Source organism: Clostridium sp. (assembly GCF_051650885.1).
Lineage (GTDB): Bacteria > Bacillota > Clostridia > Clostridiales > Clostridiaceae > Clostridium.
In genome coordinates this window covers 1-20,027 of the sequence record NZ_JBOFRG010000128.1, presented here as the reverse complement: position 1 = coordinate 20,027, position 20,027 = coordinate 1, and the positions used below count along the sequence as shown (strand labels likewise).

The 20,027-nt window shown below is 26.6% G+C and carries 25 protein-coding genes and 1 pseudogene; all 26 read right to left on the bottom strand.

The genetic code is table 11. The features are described 5' to 3' along the window. Positions 1 to 573: stage II sporulation protein M (gene spoIIM / locus ACRC28_RS06300; protein WP_438542599.1), on the bottom strand; the 573-nt coding region annotated here is incomplete at its 3' end. Between the two features lie 89 nt (positions 574 to 662). After that, a complete protein-coding gene (locus ACRC28_RS06295) occupies positions 663 to 1,184 on the bottom strand; it encodes an NUDIX domain-containing protein (protein WP_438542598.1) in 522 nt (173 codons plus the stop codon). A gap of 86 nt (positions 1,185 to 1,270) precedes the next feature. Continuing rightward, complete coding sequence (locus ACRC28_RS06290) at positions 1,271 to 1,558, bottom strand: hypothetical protein (RefSeq protein ID WP_438542597.1); 288 nt, start codon at positions 1,556 to 1,558, stop codon at positions 1,271 to 1,273. A gap of 114 nt (positions 1,559 to 1,672) precedes the next feature. Further along, positions 1,673 to 1,792, bottom strand: a pseudogene (locus tag ACRC28_RS06285) (sporulation initiation factor Spo0A C-terminal domain-containing protein); the annotation flags it as partial. A gap of 168 nt (positions 1,793 to 1,960) precedes the next feature. Further along, a complete protein-coding gene (locus ACRC28_RS06280) occupies positions 1,961 to 2,542 on the bottom strand; it encodes a hypothetical protein (protein ID WP_438542596.1) in 582 nt (193 codons plus the stop codon). A 122-nt stretch (positions 2,543 to 2,664) separates the two neighbouring features. After that, positions 2,665 to 3,714, bottom strand: coding sequence for a hypothetical protein (locus ACRC28_RS06275; protein WP_438542595.1), 1,050 nt, complete (start codon positions 3,712 to 3,714; stop codon positions 2,665 to 2,667). Between the two features lie 20 nt (positions 3,715 to 3,734). Beyond that, a complete protein-coding gene (locus ACRC28_RS06270) occupies positions 3,735 to 4,238 on the bottom strand; it encodes a Panacea domain-containing protein (protein WP_438542594.1) in 504 nt (167 codons plus the stop codon). 181 nt (positions 4,239 to 4,419) lie between these two features. Further along, a complete protein-coding gene (locus ACRC28_RS06265) occupies positions 4,420 to 4,560 on the bottom strand; it encodes a hypothetical protein (protein ID WP_438542593.1) in 141 nt (46 codons plus the stop codon). Positions 4,561 to 4,642: 82 nt separating this feature from the next. Next, on the bottom strand, positions 4,643 to 4,888 hold the full coding sequence (locus ACRC28_RS06260; RefSeq protein WP_438542592.1) for a hypothetical protein: 246 nt from the start codon (positions 4,886 to 4,888) through the stop codon (positions 4,643 to 4,645). Positions 4,889 to 4,898: 10 nt separating this feature from the next. After that, a complete protein-coding gene (locus tag ACRC28_RS06255) occupies positions 4,899 to 5,084 on the bottom strand; it encodes an XkdX family protein (RefSeq protein ID WP_438542591.1) in 186 nt (61 codons plus the stop codon). A gap of 1 nt (position 5,085) precedes the next feature. After that, positions 5,086 to 5,553 carry a hypothetical protein gene (locus ACRC28_RS06250; protein ID WP_438542590.1) on the bottom strand — a complete coding sequence of 156 codons (468 nt, stop codon included), beginning with the start codon at positions 5,551 to 5,553 and terminating at the stop codon, positions 5,086 to 5,088. 17 nt (positions 5,554 to 5,570) lie between these two features. Then, complete coding sequence (locus ACRC28_RS06245) at positions 5,571 to 7,430, bottom strand: BppU family phage baseplate upper protein (RefSeq protein WP_438542589.1); 1,860 nt, start codon at positions 7,428 to 7,430, stop codon at positions 5,571 to 5,573. A 12-nt stretch (positions 7,431 to 7,442) separates the two neighbouring features. Then, positions 7,443 to 9,788, bottom strand: coding sequence for a phage tail spike protein (locus tag ACRC28_RS06240; RefSeq protein ID WP_438542588.1), 2,346 nt, complete (start codon positions 9,786 to 9,788; stop codon positions 7,443 to 7,445). Between the two features lie 14 nt (positions 9,789 to 9,802). Next, entirely contained in the window at positions 9,803 to 10,525 is a 723-nt protein-coding gene (locus ACRC28_RS06235; RefSeq protein WP_438542587.1) for a distal tail protein Dit, read from the bottom strand. Positions 10,526 to 10,538: 13 nt separating this feature from the next. Next, positions 10,539 to 12,902, bottom strand: coding sequence for a phage tail tape measure protein (locus ACRC28_RS06230; RefSeq protein ID WP_438542586.1), 2,364 nt, complete (start codon positions 12,900 to 12,902; stop codon positions 10,539 to 10,541). Positions 12,903 to 12,921: 19 nt separating this feature from the next. Further along, positions 12,922 to 13,188: a hypothetical protein gene (locus tag ACRC28_RS06225; RefSeq protein WP_438542585.1), complete on the bottom strand. Its 267-nt coding sequence runs from the start codon at positions 13,186 to 13,188 to the stop codon at positions 12,922 to 12,924. Positions 13,189 to 13,265: 77 nt separating this feature from the next. Then, on the bottom strand, positions 13,266 to 13,778 hold the full coding sequence (locus ACRC28_RS06220) for a hypothetical protein (protein ID WP_438542584.1): 513 nt from the start codon (positions 13,776 to 13,778) through the stop codon (positions 13,266 to 13,268). A gap of 54 nt (positions 13,779 to 13,832) precedes the next feature. Then, positions 13,833 to 14,402, bottom strand: coding sequence for a hypothetical protein (locus tag ACRC28_RS06215; RefSeq protein ID WP_438542583.1), 570 nt, complete (start codon positions 14,400 to 14,402; stop codon positions 13,833 to 13,835). 20 nt (positions 14,403 to 14,422) lie between these two features. Continuing rightward, positions 14,423 to 14,773, bottom strand: a complete 351-nt coding sequence (locus tag ACRC28_RS06210) for a hypothetical protein (RefSeq protein WP_438542582.1) — start codon at positions 14,771 to 14,773, stop codon at positions 14,423 to 14,425. After that, the gene (locus ACRC28_RS06205) at positions 14,770 to 15,087 is read right to left on the bottom strand and encodes an HK97 gp10 family phage protein (protein WP_438542581.1); all 318 of its coding nucleotides are present in this window, start codon (positions 15,085 to 15,087) and stop codon (positions 14,770 to 14,772) included. The genes ACRC28_RS06210 and ACRC28_RS06205 overlap by 4 nt, the downstream gene beginning before the upstream one ends. Next, the gene (locus ACRC28_RS06200; RefSeq protein ID WP_438542580.1) at positions 15,071 to 15,406 is read right to left on the bottom strand and encodes a hypothetical protein; all 336 of its coding nucleotides are present in this window, start codon (positions 15,404 to 15,406) and stop codon (positions 15,071 to 15,073) included. The genes ACRC28_RS06205 and ACRC28_RS06200 overlap by 17 nt, the downstream gene beginning before the upstream one ends. Next, positions 15,400 to 15,675, bottom strand: coding sequence for a hypothetical protein (locus ACRC28_RS06195; protein WP_438542579.1), 276 nt, complete (start codon positions 15,673 to 15,675; stop codon positions 15,400 to 15,402). The genes ACRC28_RS06200 and ACRC28_RS06195 overlap by 7 nt, the downstream gene beginning before the upstream one ends. Before the next feature lie 67 nt (positions 15,676 to 15,742). Beyond that, positions 15,743 to 16,570, bottom strand: a complete 828-nt coding sequence (locus ACRC28_RS06190) for a N4-gp56 family major capsid protein (RefSeq protein WP_438542578.1) — start codon at positions 16,568 to 16,570, stop codon at positions 15,743 to 15,745. Positions 16,571 to 16,738: 168 nt separating this feature from the next. Then, a complete protein-coding gene (locus tag ACRC28_RS06185; protein ID WP_438542577.1) occupies positions 16,739 to 17,407 on the bottom strand; it encodes a capsid assembly scaffolding protein Gp46 family protein in 669 nt (222 codons plus the stop codon). A 72-nt stretch (positions 17,408 to 17,479) separates the two neighbouring features. Beyond that, entirely contained in the window at positions 17,480 to 18,403 is a 924-nt protein-coding gene (locus tag ACRC28_RS06180) for a minor capsid protein (protein WP_438542576.1), read from the bottom strand. After that, positions 18,396 to 19,796 carry a phage portal protein gene (locus ACRC28_RS06175; protein ID WP_438542575.1) on the bottom strand — a complete coding sequence of 467 codons (1,401 nt, stop codon included), beginning with the start codon at positions 19,794 to 19,796 and terminating at the stop codon, positions 18,396 to 18,398. The genes ACRC28_RS06180 and ACRC28_RS06175 overlap by 8 nt, the downstream gene beginning before the upstream one ends. Positions 19,797 to 20,027 lie beyond the last annotated feature (231 nt).

Here is a 20,027-nt window from a genome sequence, read left to right as displayed (position 1 = left end):
TATACCAATTATAAATATGCAAAGTATTATTAATAATATGTTAGTTCCACCTTTATTTAGTAATAAATTTTTTATTGGAACCTTTTTTATAAACCTTTCTTTGAATTTTATCGTTGATAAACTTAATGCAATTATACTTGTTGCTACTATACAAGGAATATAAATAATATTTTGAGGAACTAGTGATGCTACTGCAATCCCTAATCCTTCTCCGTTGAATGTTGTAAGCAAAAATGTAAAGGTATATCCAATAGAAAATCCTTTTATAAGATTTATTATTAATATAATTGGGCTTCCAAAAAAAGTGAACCCAAGTACTACTATTGGTATTATTATAACCATATTTTTTTTGAAAACCTCAAACAATAATGTACCATAACTTACATTGCTACTTTGTATCCCACTTATAAAGTTTGAATAATAACTTGATAAATCTTGCCTATCATTAATATTCATGTACTTTATAGCATATACTCCAATAACTACACCTACACAAAAAAATAATAAAACTATCAAATAATAAAATTTTTGTTCTTCGAATGTATCACCAATTTTCTTCGCTAATAACTTCATCTATTCTCTCCTCCTAAATAGTTATAAATATTATTATGTTTTAAACTTTAAAAATATTCATATTACTATTCATTTAGAGAGAAAACTTTTTAATCTATATAGCCAAAAGCAGAAATTGTTTTAGCATCAATAATCTCTCCACATTTAATCATTCTTTTTACTTCAGACATACTTATTTTTACTATGTCAATAAATTCATCTTCATCCCCTTCTTTTATTCCTTCATAAAGCTTTGTTGCTTTATAAATATGAATAAGTTCATCTGTAAACCCTGCACCTGTTGCTATAGTTCCTAAATACTCTATATTATCTGATTTAAATCCTGTTTCTTCTTCTAGTTCCCTTTTTGCACAAATAAATGGATCTTCTCCTTTTTCAAGCTTTCCTGCTGGTATTTCAATCAATATTTTATTTAGTGCTGCTCTAAATTGCTTTACTAAAATTACATTCTCATCATCTATAAATGGTATTATTGCTGATGCTCCTGGATGCCTTATTATATCTCTTGTTCCCATATTTCCGTCTGGTAATTCAACAGTCATATTAATAAATTCTAAAAAATTACCTTTATGCTTTAATTCTTCTTTTAATATCTTTTCTTCTAATTTCATAGTTTTATCCTTCCTTTACATAATATAAATACTGTTAGATTAATCTTTAAAAAAATACCTACTAAATTAAATTTAGTAGGATATTTCTATTTTGGATCTCTTATTAAATCTATAGTTTTATTTTTATCATCTAATATAACTATATTTAATAAATGATCACTTATATCATATATCTTATATTCTGCAACTCCATTTTCTTTTTTAAACTCACATCTATAAGCTAATTCTTTCTTTCTTTTATCAAAAGGAATTTTCTCCTTTTCTAAAAATTCATATAAGTCTCTTAATAGTTTTACGTTTTGTGATTGTGTTACACTTCCACTGTATTCAAGTGGATCTGGAAATAATCCAAATATAAAATTCTTTAATGCCATATTACTGCACATCCTTTATCTTTAGTCTTTTCAATAAATTATAATTTAAAATACCTGCCAAAACAATATCTATTATGAAAACTTTTAATTTTATTATTTAAAACTATTTTTACTTTAGCTCACTTTATTTTTAAGTCTTAATTTATCAGCAATTATTGCTATGAATTCACTATTAGTTGGTTTTCCTTTTGAATTTTGAATAGTATATCCAAATAATCTATTTATTGCATCTACTAAGTATTCATAAGGCTTTAGAGTACATTTTATACTGGCTTTTTTCATATATAAATAGCAACATATCTCATATAAAATAACCAAAAATCAGTTGGTTTTCATCATATATATTTGTTGCCATTAGAATTTCTATTTCCACTTTCTATATTACCATAATTTCCTAAATAATCAAGCTATTTTTCTCATTATTTTCCCCATTACTATATCTCTTATAATTTGTAGTTCATCTATCCCTAAATTATATTCCATTTTATTTGGATTAAATTCTTTAAATAAAATTTCTTCTGCTAACCTCCTATTTATAGTAGCTTCATCTATATCTCTAAAATATCCTAAGTGTATTGTTATTCCGTCATATTTAATTTTAGCTCTCCACTTATTTGCATTTTTACTGAAATCTACCCCAACTATTCCACTACTATTATCACTTCTAATATTTTTGTTAAAACTATTTTTTTGGTAATTTGCGAATCTTAAATTTTCTCTACAATTATTCAATGTATTTCTATCCTTATGATCTATAATTAAGGAAGTATCCGTAACACCTAATAAATATCTATGTAATCTAATTAATTTACCATCAACTCTTCCACCTATATACGCACTATCTTTATTTTTTTGATAATGCCATTTAATATTTTTTATCTTTTCTATATCCTCTGTATCTATAAATACTTCTATTACTCCATATTTCTTACTTTTAATTATCATTTTCGATATTTTTCCTTCTATTATATATGTATTTTTCATAATTTATCTCCTTTATGTACAAAAAAAGAGCCAGATATCCCTATCTAACTCTTTTACTTAATTATATATTTATGTATTAAATTTTATTACTCATTCCTTTAAAATACTTTTTACTTTCTATTTTAAGTATACATAAGATATATAATCAAACCTATACTTAATCCGTTATAAATTATAATCCAATGAAATCTTCTAATTGACTTTATAATACAAGAATTATATATTCTAAAAAATATTTCAATAAAGAAATTAATAATGCTAATTAGTTTCTTTAAAAACCAATATCTATATCCTATGATTTCCATTAAAATTTCATCAAGTTCATCTGAATCTACTTTAACTTCTTCTTCTAAAATCTTCATATACTGATTCTCTTCAATATCATTTTCATCTGTAAAACAAATTTTTATTAACTCTTCTTTTATATTACCATCTATGTAAAATTCCAATATTTTTCTATTCATATATCCATAATCACTAAACCATGTTTCTCTCAATTGCTTTATTTTATACATTTCACTCGATGTATAGTGTATAACACCACCTATATTTTTATCAGTAATTTTTGAAATATAATAAAACAATAAAAATACAATATTAAAAATTATGAGACTTACTAGTATTATTATCATCAATAAATCATTAATTCTATTAAATTCATTTAACACTTGCAATATTGATCCTACACTACTTACTCCACCAAATATAACAAATATTATAGCTGAAAATATTCCAAGCACTGTTACTATACTGTTATAAATATTACTTTCTATCGATGCTATTTTAGTTGTAAATTCATTATTCGAAGTATTAAAATCCTCAATTAAACTTTCTTTTATCTCTTGTGCTTTTTTATCTTGACTTTCTATTTCCTTTAGTTGTAAATTTAAATGATCGTGTAGTTTTTGTAGTTTAGGAATTAATACCTCATCCAGCTCTTCGCTTTTAATCTTAGTAATTATTATTTCTATATTTTCCATACAAATTTCCAAAAAATCCTCACTACATCTCTTATCTATCCGTTCTAAAATTTGTGAATATCTATGTACCTCATATACCTCATAATATTCTTTTATGCTCTGATAAGTTTCCTTTGAATCCTCCTCCATATTAACTGACGATAACCCCTCTAAAACTTTATCAAAATCTCGTGTCATTTGAATTAAGTTCATACTATTTTTTTATACCCCTTTTACATTTTACTTTTATTTTTTAAATAATATTTTCGTATCTCATGATGACTAATTTCTTTATTTTCATCTGTAATTTTCCATGGATCTTCATCATGTGTTTTTTTCACTAATTGAAAAGCATCCATATCTATATATTTATCAATTACTTTATTTATCAAATTTTCATATTTATATATTAGATCCTTTTCTTCTTGAATTTCAACTTTTTCAAATTTCATTATATTATATTTTACTGAATAACTTTTATGTGTCTTAGGAATTTCATTTTTCCCATATCTTCTAAACTCATAATACACACTTTCTATAACAGGTCCATATTCCCACCTCATAAATTTATCTTTAATGCATGGTTGCCCTTTTTGAACTAAGAAGTTTACTTGTATATAGTATAAAATTTTTTGTAACTTGATATTCGTTAAAGCTTTTCCTTTTTTATCAGCATATTTTATAATATACATAGAAACTTCTAATGCATCCATACCATTTTTTTTTATATACCCCATTTCTTTAATCTCCTTTCTCTTTTCTCCTATCTCCTTTATTATATACCACATATACTTTTTTCTCCATATTTTGTTATATTTTTTATTTTGATTTTCTATTTATTCTCTATATAAAAGTATATGAGTTCATTTATCATTTTATCCATTCACTTCTTTTTATTAACTTATAATATCTACCATCTTACTTAACCTTTGGAACATCTAGCCCTTTAGTTGTTGGGTTATTTAATACTCCAAGAGCTACGCCGATACCACATAAAGAATTAATTACATACATAACTTTATCACTATCTCCCCCTAACCCTAAGTTAGTTAATATCATTATTACAGATGAAACAATAGCTACTATAGTTCCAGTATTTTTTAATCTACCTAATATTTTTTTAAAATTTTCTTTAATTATTCTAATCTCTCCTTTTATTTATTTCTATTATTTCATCCACCTTATTTTCTATGTTATCTACTTTACTCACTAATTTATCAACTAACTCTTTATTTGTATCTACTAATGACTTATTTGTATTTGTTATATATTCTAGTGTTTTTTTCTGCTCTTTCCATAACTTATATATAAATAAAATAAGCCCAATAGACAACGCTATTGGGAATCCAGTTGTATTTATAAAGTCTTTTATTACCTCAATACTCATTTTAATACACCTATACTTGTGTATTCGTATCTGATATAGATGTTATAAATCCCTTACCAGTTATTACCTTGAATTGTTCTGGTGTTATTTCTCCATAAGGGTTTTCTTTTGTTAACACAGCTTGTCTTAACATTCCCTCGTCTATTGCTTTCATATCATAAGCCATTTTCCAAAAATCATAATTTGTACTATCCATTTTATTTTCCACCTTTCATTTTTAATATATCTATTTTATTTGTAGCTATCTGTGTAGTTAGCTTATTTATAATTGAATTTTTTTGCATAAGTTCTAATTTATTAGAAGCTAGTTGTTTCATAATAACAGAATTATCTTCTGATAAACTAATGTTTTTCATGCTATTTTTCATTAATTCTATTTTATTAAAAGCTAATTGTTTCATAATTAAAGAATTATTATCAACTATATTTGCATCTCGAACATTACTTTCTTTATCAAAATAATATTCTAAATTATCAATAGTAACTAATTCACTAGGTAAATTAGTTACATCTTTTAGCTTTAATGTATCATCCATTCCACTCAGATGAACTTCTGGACTAATTTCAATTAGGTTAATATCATCCCTAGTTCTTGGAGTGAATTCTTCCATTAAGAAACCATCAAAATTCCCATCTTTATCATATCTATAAAATATACCACTCATATATTTTCAACTCCTTTTTAATATTTTTCTGATGATGTAATTGTGTAATAAAAACCAAATACATCTCCTGCCAGCACTTCACACCAATCTTTAGTTAATGTATCACCAACCTTAACTGATCTAAAATTATTGTCTGATCTTCCATCAAATGCAGTAACTTGAACAGTATAGTTAGCATCCTTTAATGAATAGGGGAAATTTATCCTAGTCCAAGTTCCTTTTGGGTTAGGTGTAATTTTTTTATATCCAGTTATAGTTACAAAACCATGTCCATCTCGCTTTAACTTCATATATGAGCCATCAGTCCAAGCATTAGCTCTATCTAATGAAGCTACTCCATCAAATGAAGGTGTATATCCAGTTTTAAGTTGTCCTTCTTCTAATTTCAAATCCTTAATTATTAATAAGTATCTAGCAGATACGGATGTATCTTTAACTCCTCCATGCTCTATAACAATTCGAGATAAAGTAAAATCAGATTTAGTTGTGAATGTTTTAGCTATCTCTTTCAGTTCTTCATTTATAGCTTTATCTATTAATGTAATATTATCAACTTGTTTCATATCTTTATCATAAAATTCTAACCTAACTGAATAATCCTTAACATTTGGCTCTTTAAACGCTTCAAGCGAGAGTGTATATTGAGTATTCCAATTAAGACTTTGATCTAAAGTTTGATAAATTCCTGCCTTATTTAGAGAGGGAATATTATTCACAACATTCATTAAATATATAGTATTTGGATCATCATAATTAGCTTGTCCAAACTTATTGTAAACTAGCAACCCTCCAAAGCTATCCCAGCAAGGAATCACATTAGTGCCACCTCTTGCACCTAAAAAGCCAGTGTTTCTAATTAGATTTGATATGTGTAGTGATTTAATGTCATCATCTAATTTATTTATTTCTTCTTTAGTCCCTCCAAACGAAGGATCATATGCTAACCTCAAACAATTCCCTAATTTATAAAGCGTTATTATCAAATCTCCATTATCCCTACCATTAAATTCTTGATTTCTATTTCCTACAATATAAACACCAGAATTAACTAGACTCTCTTTGTTGAAAATTAATTTGACAGCAGGATTGGTTGAAGCAATTACAAAATAACATTTATCTCCATTATTCATACTAGAATGATCTATAGCAACTATTTCATTATCAATTGGAGAACTAACAGCATAAATCTTATTTCTTTCAACTTTTAAATTAATATTAGTATTATCAATCCCAACTATTCCATTATATTTCAAGAGTTCTTCTAGCTTATTTAAAGTGCTATTATTATTCATACCATTAATAGATTGTTGTAATTCATCTTTCATAGAGTTCAAATTATTGACTGTATTTGTTCCTTCTTTTTTAATTTCAGAAAAATCTTGTTCTAATTTGTCGTATACCTCATCTTTACTAGTATTAATAGCATTTGTTAGCTCTTCATTATATCCATCAACTTTTTTTAATGCTTCATTTAAAATTTCAAACTCATCACTACTAACAACAGTTTTAAAACTTGAAACTGATTTTATAACTTCAACTTCAAATGGGTAACTTGATAACTTGATATTATCTTTAATAAAATTTAATTCTAATCTTAGTATTCCATCACAAGCTAACATTTGACTTGTTAAATCTACTTCTATTATTGAATTGTCTCTATCTATAATTTCAACATCATTTAATATAAATGTTCCATCTGGCTTCTCCCCACCAACTTGAATATTTATATTTTCTAATGAAAAAGGAATATTATTTTTTGTAATCTTAAATAATATCCCTCTACTTCCATTTGTATCTCCTTGTTTTGCACTTAAATTAAATAAATTGTATGTTCTATTTAATTCAAAAATTTTTATTTCATAATTATCTAAATTCATAAAATTCCTCCTTTACTTGTATTCTTCTAATCTTATATTTTCATAATCTTTTTGTTTTACTTTTATTTCATATGCAAACTCAATATCTGCTGTTCCTTCAACAACTACATATTGCTTATACATCTTGTTAGTATCAACCCATACATTACCATTGCCATAAGGACTTACAAATACTTCATATTGAACATCTGTATTTACTGTTTCTAAGAACTTTTTATCTAGCCTTATAATACATTTGCCATTTTTTAATTTTGCTCTACCTATATCTCCAAAATATGCTTCACAAGTTTCATAAGCATTTTGAGCTAGTTTCCCATAATGTTCTGTCTCTACTAATCTATTTTTCTTTCCAGAGACAACCAAATCCCCACCTACTCCAAATGTATTTTTAGAGTAAATTGTATTTCCAGTAGTTGTATATAGTATATTAGCCAAACTAAAACCAGTTGTTCCACAATAAAAATAATCATTCCCAGTATCCCATTCTGATGCCGAAATAGTCTTATATAATCCATCCATTAAAAAAGTTGATTTTCCACTATCTTTATCTGATATACCGAACCCATTTTTAGTTTTTAAAAACATATAATCTGCTTTTGAATTATAAAATTGGTTTTCATCTTTATCTCCAAAATATAAAGAACCATTTCTCATACTAACATCTTCTATTATATATATAGGTTTCAAATTATTTAGTATATTATATTTATCGAATTCAATATAAGATGTGTATTTATTACTATCATCTTTTGTTTCATATGCTATTGATATTGCCGACTGTTTACTATTATTAAGTTGTAATAAAGACTTTGTCTTATCTCTTGTTTTTGTAACAGAACTTAATCCACCTATTTCTTTTTCATTGTCATACCAATCATAAAAATTAATTGAATTATTAGCTATATTAATAGCTTTTTTACCATTATTTCTAAATAATGCTCCACCACTTTTACTTAAATCAATAGAAAAAGAGCCATCTATATTTTGAATTAAAATAGCTGATAATATTCCAGTCATTATACATGAAGCATTAATTTTACCATCAATAGTTATTCCATATTCGTAATCACCATTATAACCATTTTGAGAAAATGCAAGTCCAAATCTATTTAACCTAGCTATATTCTTAGCATAATTTAAATCTTTATTATCACTAGCTATTAACTCATTTTCGTTATATAACATATATCCACCTTTTACACCAGATTTTATCTTAGCTGTTATGTAATCTATAAAACTTTTATTGTTATTTTTTGTAACAATATCTTTTATCTCTTTTAATATCGAACTATCACTTGAACTACTATCAACTGGATTATTTGATAATTTTAAAGATACTATATTATTAGATATATCTCTAACTACTTCTATAACTCTAGTTTTTAATCTTATATTCAAACTATCTACTATTACTGTAACCACATCACCTAAATTAACTGTTTCAAGATAAGCATAGTCTTTATATTCTTCTGTTCTAGCTAAATCTATAAGCTTAATATCATATGTTGCTTTTATTTCATCTATATGATTATTGCTAAACTCTAACTTAATTCTTCTATTTATCTCTGATTTAGCTTCTTCTAATGTATCAAATCCCTCTGTATCATTCTCTGATTTCACTTTAATATCACTATAACTTATAGTCTTAGTGTATGCTCTCGGATATTTGGATTTAAGTGGAGATTCTATATAATCACCTTCGATACCATTAGCTCCTATTCCTAGTGCTACTGTGCATAGATCATCTGTATTAGTATTAGCGCTAAATCCAGTTAAATTCTTTCCCTCTCTAATTACTATTCCATTTTCACTACCAAGCTTAGGTACTATTTTTAAATTGTATTGATTTCTATGTACTTCTCCACCCCATCTATTTAAAATAGATTGGTCACAATCACATATAGCTTTATGTAAACTCATTTTTTGATAATATGCTGTAGATATGGTATCTATGTTACTTGATAAAAATAATTCTTTTGGATATCCATTACTATCTGAACTTTCATATAAGTCATTCAATGCTCCAGCACAACTAGTATTAGTAGGTCTTGTGTCCTTAATCCAAGATGTAGCAGTATCAGTAATAGTAATTTGGTACGCTATTATATTAGTAATCATGGTGCTTTTAGTACAAGTAGTAATTCTGTATATTTCATCTAAATGTTTTAATATACACCCATTATCTATATTAGGCATATTTTCTCTATTAACAAATGTAGCTTCTAACCTAAATATTCCTTTTAAATCTTGTGTTGTTCTTAAATTAGTACAATAATTATCTAATGTATATCCATTAGCATTTAAAACTACACTTCTTAATGTATTAGGTGGAAAAATAGCTATCTTAACTTTATTCATATGATTCCTCCTTTCTATTTATATAAATTTTTATATCTTATTTCTAATTTCTCTATATTAGAGCTTATTTTTATATTATTATCACCATTTTTAAAATTAAAAAAATCTCCAAAGCTTTCTAGATCTTTAGAGTTTCCATCATTATCTCTTACTTCTAATAATTTTGAATCTATATCAACAAACTTAACTACATTTTTAATTTGCATATGTGAATCTCCTATTGATATATTAATATCTCCAGTTCCATATGCTCTTATATCCAATGGAATTGGCACACTAGCTAATATATCTATGTTAGTATCAGATGTTATATTTAAAATATTTTCATTTAAATCTGTCATAAAAGGCTCACATAGAAAAGTAACTTCAAACTCACCTTCTGAATACATAGCTTGTCTTTTTATATCCTTTAATAACACCTTTTTAACAACAAAATATTTATCTTGTCTATCATAAAAAAGTTTATTATCAGTAAAACTAGTAAGCCATTCACTAACTAAATCCATTTTTTCATAAAATGTATTTTTATTAAAATCTACTAGAACTAATTTAAATGATATTTCTCTATTATTATAAGTTCCTTTATTTATTATTAAACTTCCACTTCTACCTTCAACTTGATATTCTTCATAATTCTCATTTATGAATGGAATATTAGGGTACTCTTGCACCCCAACTCCAAAATCACTTAAAGAATTATGAGAATTAAATATGAATGAATTTGTATTTAATCTCATAATTTTCTCCTTCCTAGAATGGATTTAATTGTGAGTATTCTAAATCCATTCTATCTTTATTTTTAGCCATAACGTGTCCTATTTTCTCTCCATCTACAACTAAAGCTAGATTAGATATTTCACTTCTAACTACTCCTCGAACTGATTGTTGTAATTTCCTATCTGGTAAAACATATTCTGTTTGATTTCCAAAACCCTTATAATGATCCCCAACTACAGTATTGTTTCCTAGTAAAGTTGGTTTATCAAAAACTGCTCCATCATATAAATAACTTATATGACCAAAGTTAGTTCCAAAATGCTTACCTCCTATTCCTGGAATCCAAGATGGAATTGTTACACTTATAGAATTTATACCATCAATAGCCATATTGATTAAACCAATAATTCCATTCAATGGTGCTTTCATAACTGCTCCTAATCCACTCATTATTCCACCAAATATGTTTTTAACACCTTCCCAAGCTCTACTCCAATCTCCAGTAAATACTCCTGCAACAAAATCAATTATTCCACTAAATATCCTTTTGATTGAACCAAATACACTTGAAATACCAGAAAACATATTTTTAACAAATCCTAATATAGTTTTAAAAGCATTTCCCCAATTAGCTGTAAATACTTTACCAACATAATTAGCAAATCCTACAAAAATCTTTTTGATAAATCCAAATACTGCATTTACTCCATTTCTAAACCAATCACACTTTTTATAAAGCATAATAAATACTGTAGCTAATGCTGTTAATGCTAATATTATTAATCCTATTGGATTCATTTCCATAGCTAAATTAAGAGCTTTTTGAGCTAATGTCATAGCTTTAGTTGCTCCAGTTACTATCAATTGTGCTGATTTAAATGCTAACATTTTACCTTTCTGAACAACCCACATAGTACCATTTTTAACTAGCTTCCCAGTATTTTTTAATATTGCTAAAGTTAATTTACCCATTTTACCTGCTAATGACATAGTTGCACTTTTAGTTTTATTTAAAACACCTCCAAATTTACTAAAACTAGATACAACTTTTCTGATTTTACTAGGAGCTTTTGCTAATGTACCTATTGCACTTGTTATATGACCTACACTAGAAATTATCTTTCCTACCATTAGTAATAATGGTGCTGAAATCGCTATAACACCACCTATTATTCCTACAACCTTTTGAGTTGTAGGTGATAATTTATTAAACTTATCAATTAACTTACCAATATGATTTGCAATGCTAGTTAATGTTGGAGCTAATGATGTGATTAGTTTTATTTGCAGTATCTCAAAGCTAGATTTTAATTGCCTTAGTGATTTACCAACACCTTGATTAGCAGTATTAGCCATTTTATCTGCCGAACCACTTGCATTATCATACGATTTACTTAAATCATTAAGATTTTTCCCACCTTCTTTAAGTAAAACATTCATTGCTGTTCCTGCTTCTTGACCAAATATTGTAGATAAATAGTATTGCTTTTGTTTATCTGTAGTGCCTTTTAAGCTTTTACCTAATTGATCTATAACAGTAGGCATTGATTTTAATTTTCCATTTGCATCAAAAGCATTAAACCCTATTTTTTTCATAGCATCACTAGCTTCTTTAGTTGGTGCTGATAATCTCGTGAACATCCCTCTTAGTGCTGTTCCTGCTGTTGAACCTTTAATAGAGTTATTTGCAAGTTCACCAATCATAGCTGTTGTCATTGGTAAAGATACTCCTAATGCACTCGCACTAGATTGAGCGTATTTCAAAGCATCTCCAGTATCTTTAACTCCTGCATTAGTTTTATTACCATTTTCAACCAATATGTCTGCAATTTTATTTGTATCTTTTGCAGTATAATTAAATGCACTCATAGCACCAGTTAATATATCAGTAGAACCTGCTAAGTCTTCACCACTTGCAGTAGATAAAGCCAATACTGAATTAGTTGAATCTAATATTTGACCAGTATTTAAACCAGCACTCGCTAGATTTTCCATACCTTCTGCAACTTCCTTAGTTCCAACACCATATTGACTTGAAGCTTCTAATGCTTTATTTTTTAATGATTCAAACTCATTTGCAGTCGCACCAGATACTCCTCTAACTCTATTCATTTGGTCTTCAAATGCTACACCAGTATCAATAGCCTTCTTACCAAATAGTGTTAATCCTGCACTTGCTGGAGCTAATTTCTTTCCAAATTTAGTAATACCATCTCCAAACTTAGTAATTTTACTTCCAATATTAGCGAATTTACCACCAACATCATTAGAAGTATCACCTAATCCATCTAATGATGAACTTGTAGTTTTAGTTTCACTCTGAATTCTTCTAAATGCTGTAATAGCTTGGTTTACATCAATATTAATTGAACCACTAGCTGAATAAACTTCTGACATTTCTATTACCTCCTTTCTCTTACAAGCAGTTACTTAATAAACTATCTTGCTCTTTAATTTTATTTTCTATTTCTTGCTTATTTTTTCTTTCCATATCTTCCTTCAAATTATCTGGTATTGATTTTTTAAGATATGGACTTAAATATTCTTTAAACGATATTGGCTTAAATCCTTCAATTGCTAATGGATATATTGCATTTTCTATTGAATATGTTAGATATAATCTATCATTAAAAAATTGCTCTACAACACCAACTATAATTGGTATTGAAGCATATATATCCATATCTAAAATATTAAAATAAGCATTATTCTTTATAAGTACTGAAACTAAATTACACCCAACTTCTTCAAGTTGAGTGCTTACATAAAAACTTCTATACTTTCTCTAAGATCCTTTGAGTTAATTAATTCTTTAATCATTTTTAAAGTTTTAATTGGTGCTTGTTCTCTAATTTCATCTATATCAACCTTAAATATTTTAGATAATGCTCTAAATATTACATCTTGATTAGAGTGAAATCTTTCTATTACAGCAATATATATTAAGTCAAATATCTCATCAATAGAAAGTTGATTTATTTCTAAGGTAAGCTTCTCAATTTCTTTACCCTCTTTAATTAATGCTTTATTAGCCACTTCTACTAACATCTTATCTTGTTCTTCTAATGATAATCCTTCATATTCTTTATAAGGCATTTTTGTTTCTATTGCTTTAACCACTTTATCAAAGTATTCTTTTTGTTTTATTGCAAATACCCTTTTCTTTTCAAAATTAACACCTTGTCCTAGTGCTAACCCTTTTAATTCTTCTTTTAATCCTAATCTATTAATAACTTGTAATATTTCAAAAAGATCTGTTGTTTTTAAATTCATTATTATTCCTCCTATTTTTGTTTAAATTAAAAATAAGGTAGTATTTCTACTACCTTACGCTACTGTCTTTTGAGATTGAACCATTTCTTTAAAGTTACCAAATATATTAATTGGTGAAACTTCTTGATTTTCATATGCTGAATTAAATTCAACTTTAAATCCAGATTCATCTTTATTTTGCATATCAAAGTTTAATCCATTTGAGTTGTATGTATTAGGTACATGAACTATAACAATATCACCTTTAATATCTTTTCCTACTAAAAGTAAATCTTTATAATTTTCTACATCAATTACCCCTAGTTTAGCATTGAATTTACCACTTCCATTTTCACTCATTAAACTTGATTCTAGTAATGTATCATCAAAAGTTTTTAATTCTGCCGAAACCTTGACTTCCCAGTTATCTATTACCTGCCAGCCTTTAACTTTATTAGATTGATTTTTAATTTGTCTTACTTTTGGTTTTGCACTTACGCTTACCTTGTCTTTACAAATACCTAGTAATTGACCTTTTAATGTTTCTATAAATTCTGGAGTAGCACTTACATTACTAAAATCTCCATAATATAAAAACCCATCATTTACTATCATATTTTTTTCTTTAGCATTTCCTATTTCCATTTATTATTTTCCTCCTACTTTTAATATATTTTTATTGTATATAGCAAAACATTATTGAATGTATCTTTATCATAATAATTAGATAACCACACATTTTCTCTTATAATCATGAGGTCATTATTTATGATAGTCTTATTTAAAATTTTATCTAATTCTAATGTTTTGCTTTGTATTTCCATCTTATTTTCTATTAATCCAGTTATTGTAACTTTCATTGATATTTCATCACAATAATATTTATCTGATATGCTTTCGCCTATATCAATTTGAATTCCCAAATCATTACCAAAATCAAAATCTTCTGGTAATCTATCATAAGCATTTGGTACTAATTTAAAAATTTCTGATTGAATATTATTCAAATTCATCATTTATCAGCACCTCCAATATGTTTATCTAATATCTTTCCTATCTTATCTAAATCTCTTGTTAGGGTACTTCTTATATAACTTTTATCTTTAAACTCAACTTTCCTTGCATATACTAATTTACTACCCCATTCAATCTTTACTAAATTATTTTTCACTTTTGATTTACCAGTAATACTTCTCTTTAAATCCCCAGTTAATACTGGAGTATTACTTTGTATATCTGCCAGTTCAGTTATGCAAATTTCTTTTGAAGCTGATTTTAAAGCTTCCATAAATTTCTTTTCAAATTCATCTACATTATTTATTATTTTCATTTATTAATTTTACCTTTGTTTCTAATAGTGCATACATTTTATAATCGAACCAATCCTTCTTATTCTCAATTTTATATGGCTTTGAACTAATAATAATTACATCATTTATATTTAACTCTTCGTTACAATACATTTCTAAATTTGATTTTATATTGTTCCCCCACACATATTTTATTGATTTTTCTAAAATTGGTTGAATAGCACATTTATAATCATCAACTAAATAATAACCTTCTATTACTTGACCTATCTCATTTCTAACTTTCACTTTTTTAGTAACACTATATGTAAATGCTAAAAATCTTTTTGAAACTAACAATATACTACACCACACCTTACTCTAGGATTAGGTAATAATACCTTAAACTTCTTAATTAATTCTGATAGATCTCTAGTTACATAAGTAACACTTTCAGAACCTAAAGATTCTTGCTTAATATTTGAATTTATATCTAAATAATCATCTATTTCCTTAGATAATAGTTGAATTACTACTTGAAAATTATTTATTATATAAGATTTAGAATAATAAGAAGGATTATTTAGATATGAACATATCAGCTCTATAGCTATACTTTGACTATTCATAAACTTCCTCCTTTTAATTTAAATTAGGTGCATTACATAAAGTAACACACCTACTTATATGTACTGACTAGGCTACTGCTGTAACTGGTGATTTACTTAGAAGTTTTACACATTTGCTTTCATCTTTTAAGTAAACAGCATACATTTCTGTTCCATAGTATTCAGTTAATGATTTACTTGCAACTCTACTAGGCTCAATTATAGCTGATTTAGCTAATTCTATTCCTAATGCACCTGCTTTAACGATTAAGTTATTAATAGCATTACCAGTAGATAATTTATCTAACTTTTTAGCAACAACAATTTGACACCCTGCTATTTCTCCAAATGTTCCTGCAAATATCATAGCTTCTGTCATTTTATTAGCTGGAATAAATTGTGGATCTTTCATAATAGCTGTCTTTTGAGATGGTGATATGAATAAAACTGATGGTTCATCATCTTCTTCATCAAATTTACCTCTAGCATCTACTATTGAACCATATGAAATTGCTGATTTTGAATTATCTACAACAACTTTTGTAGTAGTTAAAGCATTATAACAATCTGTATCTATTTTATTTTTAATAGCTAAAGTTATTTGATTTTTAGCTTCGTTTATAACACCTTCACCCATTCTTTTTACATCTTCATCAGTTAAGCTAGTACCTTTACCTGCCTTACCAATTACAACTTCTTGTTTACTATTTTTCATATCTGCTAATGGAATTTGTTCCCCTTCTGCTACTGTTTCAGCATCTCCGATATAAGCATATTTTAATCTTACTATTGTATCTCCTGCTACTGATTCTAGTTTTGTATCTACCTCTGCGATTGGTGCAAATCTTAATTTATTTGGTAATTCTGCCCCTATTACATCTCCTAGTACATCTACATTAATTAAATTTTGTTTCATAAAAAATTCCTCCATTTTTTGTTTTAATATTGTAGGCTTATTTCTTTAACGACTAAATCAACCTTTTAAAAAGTCATATTGTAATTAATAAAATCAACTCATACTATTTATCGTTTCAAGTCTTATTGTTGATTTTATACTTATTTACGAGTATTTTATTTAAAATTACTAATTCATAATTTCTCTATAAGCTTCTGGATTTTCACTAGCAAACTTCATTTGTTCAGCTAGTCCTAAATTTAAAAAGCTTTCTTTATTCATTGCTGTACTCACATTTTCTGCTTGTACTGGTGGCTTGTATCCCCCATTTAATCTCTCATTCACTTGTTTTTGAACTACTTCTTCTTGTCCTTTTTGTAAGTTTCCTAAAACACCTTTGAATAGTTCTAATCTTTCATTAATTGTATTTTCGTCCGTATCTTTACCAAGAATAAAAGTATGTAACTCCTTTGGAATTCCACTATCTTGTAGTCTATCCTTATAACTTAAACCTATTTCTACTAATCTTTTTTCTAACTCCATAGAATTAAGTTTTTCTGTTAATTCTCTAATTGCCTTTTGCTCTGGTGTTTCATTGTTTCCAGTTAATTCTGCTCTTAACTTAGATAGAGCTTCCTCTATATGTTGTTTTTCTGTTCCATTTTGGTATGTTGTAATACCTTTTCCAATTCTACTATCAATCATTTTTTGTACTATTTCATTAGTTGCAACTAAATTATTAAAGCCTTCTTCATCTGCTATAGGCTTTGCAAAACCTTGACTTAATACTAAGTCTGTAATATCCCCATTTTCATTTTCTATATTTTCTATTAATTTCATTAATTCTAATTTTGTCATTGTCTTTTCCTCCTAATTATCCTAAGATAGTATTCTACCTATCCGAGTATTAATTTTTTACATAATAAAAGACTAAAGATTTTTGTTCTTTAGCCATTCTTCATAAGATTTATAGTCTATATTTTCTTTTGTTTCATTATCTAACCTAGCACTAGGTCTATAATTCTTATCTGGCAATAATATGTAAGTACATCTATCATTAACGTGTCTTGGTAATGATGGTCTTGAATCATTTACTGAATAAACTTTTCCATCATCATTAGCACATTTGCTACAAGTATTACTATCTAAAGTTGCACTATATAATAAATGTTCTCCACTATTATCATTGAAAAACTGTTCATTAACATCATTTTGAACTCTACAAATTTCATTTCTAACAAGTCTTTTAGTACAATTCTTATTAACTCCAAACCTTTGTTTTATTTGTCTTTCAATTTGATTAGTATTTATTTCACCATCAAGAAATTTTCTAATATCTACTTTTAGCTTCTTAGCTACTTCATTTTTATTAGCCCAAATTCTATCACTATAATTTTCACCTTTTATCTTTTTATTTAGTATTCTACCTAAATCTTTTTTTGAGATTTTATTTATCGTGAAATCCATTCCTAAACTAAGTAAATATTGGCTTGATAAGTATTTACTTTTACCAATATCATTTAATTTCTTAGTAATATTAGTATTTTCATTATCATATTCTTCTTTAATAAAACCAACTATGTTTTTATCTATGTCCTTAACTAATTGATTTCTAGTTTTTTTATCTATATTTATTACATTATCTTTAATGTTATATCTAAGCATTATCTTAGCTATTACATTTAAAAGATATTCTTCATTGATATTTTGGGTATTAAGTAATTCTTTAACTACTTTATCACCTTGTTTATATAATTCTCTAGCAAATTCAATAAACTTAGCTACAAACAATTTTTGTTCTTTACTAAGCTTATTAAATCCCTTTATATCCTTACTAAAATTGAAATTATCCATCAATTCCACCAACTAAATTTTCATTATCTCTATTCCTATCCATTAACTCTTGTTGAGCCTTCTGATATTCTTCTTTACCATCATTAATAAATGACAATTGGCTTAGAGCTGTTTCTCCAGTTAATAAACCTTGTCCATATAACTTATTGATAATATCTGTTATAGCTACATCATCACTTGGAACTGCAATAGTATATTTAATCCCAACTCTACCACTATCAAGTAATAAGTTTTTAGACTGATTTAATCTATAAAACATACATGAAATTCTTTTTCTAATAGCTTGTGTCATACAATTTTGTTGAATCTTAACTTTATTTCTAAGAGCTATAATTCTAATCATTAATGCTACACCACTTGTATTAGAACTTGGCTTATCATTAAGATTTATATGCTGTGAAATTTGATAACTTAAATCCAAACATTTCTCTAAAAATACTTTATGAGCTTCTACAGTTATATTTTTAGTTATATATTCAGCCTTAATTTCACTATCCTTACTATCCTCAATTAATAATATTCCATTATCTTTAAAATTACTTATCACTTTTTGAGATACACCAGCAAAATTGATAATTCCATTTTCATCTGTAAAATTCTGCTCTATTTCTTGTTTTGATAATCCCATATTTCTTATAATTAAATATGATAAGCGACTATCTCCAATTTCATTAGCTAGATCTGACAATATATTTTCCATATTATCTTGTAATTCTTTTAAATCAGTAAATAATGTACTTATAGCACCATCTATTAATCTACAATATCCTAGTGGTGTTACTCCAAAGTAATGTTGATTTTCACTAATTTGATTCCATTTATCATCATATGTAGTAATATTAGTATTATCAAAGTATTGTATTTGAATACCTTTGCTTCCATCTGGATTTATAACATTTACTACATATATAGCATTTATTACTTCATTATTGTTATCTAAATTCACACAACAATTAAGTGAATTTAATTCTTTCACTTTAAATATTTTAGTAATATCATCAACACTATCAGTATAATAAAGCTCCATAGCTTCACCAAATAATAATAAATTCTTCATCAGTTCTGCATTTATATTGCTATCATTATTATTCATAATTGCATTGATAAATTTAATTTCCTTATTTTCTTCATTAATTTCTACATTATTCAGAATATCATCTAAGCTTTGCTTCAATACTAATGTAATATCATTAACACATCCAAAAGCAACTTCTTCATTTAATAATTTCTTAATCATATTTGCTTTAACTTTTCTATTATTACCTAAATTAGATTTTGAATATGTACTATCTATATCTGATTTACCACAATAATAACTCCATCTCTTTTGTGAATCTGCTTGTTTAGCTTGAAATGTTTTATATAATTGTTTTGCTATATCTATATTCTCCATTCGTTTTCCTCCTTTATTTATTAAACTATGCAACTAAAGTTGCACACATTATCTTGTAGGTGCAACACTATGTTGCAGGTAATGATACATACATTATCTTGTGGGGTACAATATTCCATCCCACTAAGGTGACCCCATATATAATGTAGTCCCAAACATTCGACACTAAGTCGAACCCCTATTTTTACATATTAAAAAAGTGCATTTCTTGGTAAAAACACACATACATTA

Coding starts and splice junctions, on each gene's coding strand:
- ACRC28_RS06295 (WP_438542598.1), bottom strand. CDS start 1,184: ATGAAATTAGAAGAAAAGATATTAAAAGAAGAATTAAAGCATAAAGGT.
- ACRC28_RS06290 (WP_438542597.1), bottom strand. CDS start 1,558: ATGGCATTAAAGAATTTTATATTTGGATTATTTCCAGATCCACTTGAA.
- ACRC28_RS06280 (WP_438542596.1), bottom strand. CDS start 2,542: ATGAAAAATACATATATAATAGAAGGAAAAATATCGAAAATGATAATT.
- ACRC28_RS06275 (WP_438542595.1), bottom strand. CDS start 3,714: ATGAACTTAATTCAAATGACACGAGATTTTGATAAAGTTTTAGAGGGG.
- ACRC28_RS06270 (WP_438542594.1), bottom strand. CDS start 4,238: ATGGGGTATATAAAAAAAAATGGTATGGATGCATTAGAAGTTTCTATG.
- ACRC28_RS06265 (WP_438542593.1), bottom strand. CDS start 4,560: ATGATATTAACTAACTTAGGGTTAGGGGGAGATAGTGATAAAGTTATG.
- ACRC28_RS06260 (WP_438542592.1), bottom strand. CDS start 4,888: ATGAGTATTGAGGTAATAAAAGACTTTATAAATACAACTGGATTCCCA.
- ACRC28_RS06255 (WP_438542591.1), bottom strand. CDS start 5,084: ATGGATAGTACAAATTATGATTTTTGGAAAATGGCTTATGATATGAAA.
- ACRC28_RS06250 (WP_438542590.1), bottom strand. CDS start 5,553: ATGAGTGGTATATTTTATAGATATGATAAAGATGGGAATTTTGATGGT.
- ACRC28_RS06245 (WP_438542589.1), bottom strand. CDS start 7,430: ATGAATTTAGATAATTATGAAATAAAAATTTTTGAATTAAATAGAACA.
- ACRC28_RS06240 (WP_438542588.1), bottom strand. CDS start 9,788: ATGAATAAAGTTAAGATAGCTATTTTTCCACCTAATACATTAAGAAGT.
- ACRC28_RS06235 (WP_438542587.1), bottom strand. CDS start 10,525: ATGAGATTAAATACAAATTCATTCATATTTAATTCTCATAATTCTTTA.
- ACRC28_RS06230 (WP_438542586.1), bottom strand. CDS start 12,902: ATGTCAGAAGTTTATTCAGCTAGTGGTTCAATTAATATTGATGTAAAC.
- ACRC28_RS06225 (WP_438542585.1), bottom strand. CDS start 13,188: ATGGATATATATGCTTCAATACCAATTATAGTTGGTGTTGTAGAGCAA.
- ACRC28_RS06220 (WP_438542584.1), bottom strand. CDS start 13,778: ATGAATTTAAAAACAACAGATCTTTTTGAAATATTACAAGTTATTAAT.
- ACRC28_RS06215 (WP_438542583.1), bottom strand. CDS start 14,402: ATGGAAATAGGAAATGCTAAAGAAAAAAATATGATAGTAAATGATGGG.
- ACRC28_RS06210 (WP_438542582.1), bottom strand. CDS start 14,773: ATGATGAATTTGAATAATATTCAATCAGAAATTTTTAAATTAGTACCA.
- ACRC28_RS06205 (WP_438542581.1), bottom strand. CDS start 15,087: ATGAAAATAATAAATAATGTAGATGAATTTGAAAAGAAATTTATGGAA.
- ACRC28_RS06195 (WP_438542579.1), bottom strand. CDS start 15,675: ATGAATAGTCAAAGTATAGCTATAGAGCTGATATGTTCATATCTAAAT.
- ACRC28_RS06190 (WP_438542578.1), bottom strand. CDS start 16,570: ATGAAACAAAATTTAATTAATGTAGATGTACTAGGAGATGTAATAGGG.
- ACRC28_RS06185 (WP_438542577.1), bottom strand. CDS start 17,407: ATGACAAAATTAGAATTAATGAAATTAATAGAAAATATAGAAAATGAA.
- ACRC28_RS06180 (WP_438542576.1), bottom strand. CDS start 18,403: ATGGATAATTTCAATTTTAGTAAGGATATAAAGGGATTTAATAAGCTT.
- ACRC28_RS06175 (WP_438542575.1), bottom strand. CDS start 19,796: ATGGAGAATATAGATATAGCAAAACAATTATATAAAACATTTCAAGCT.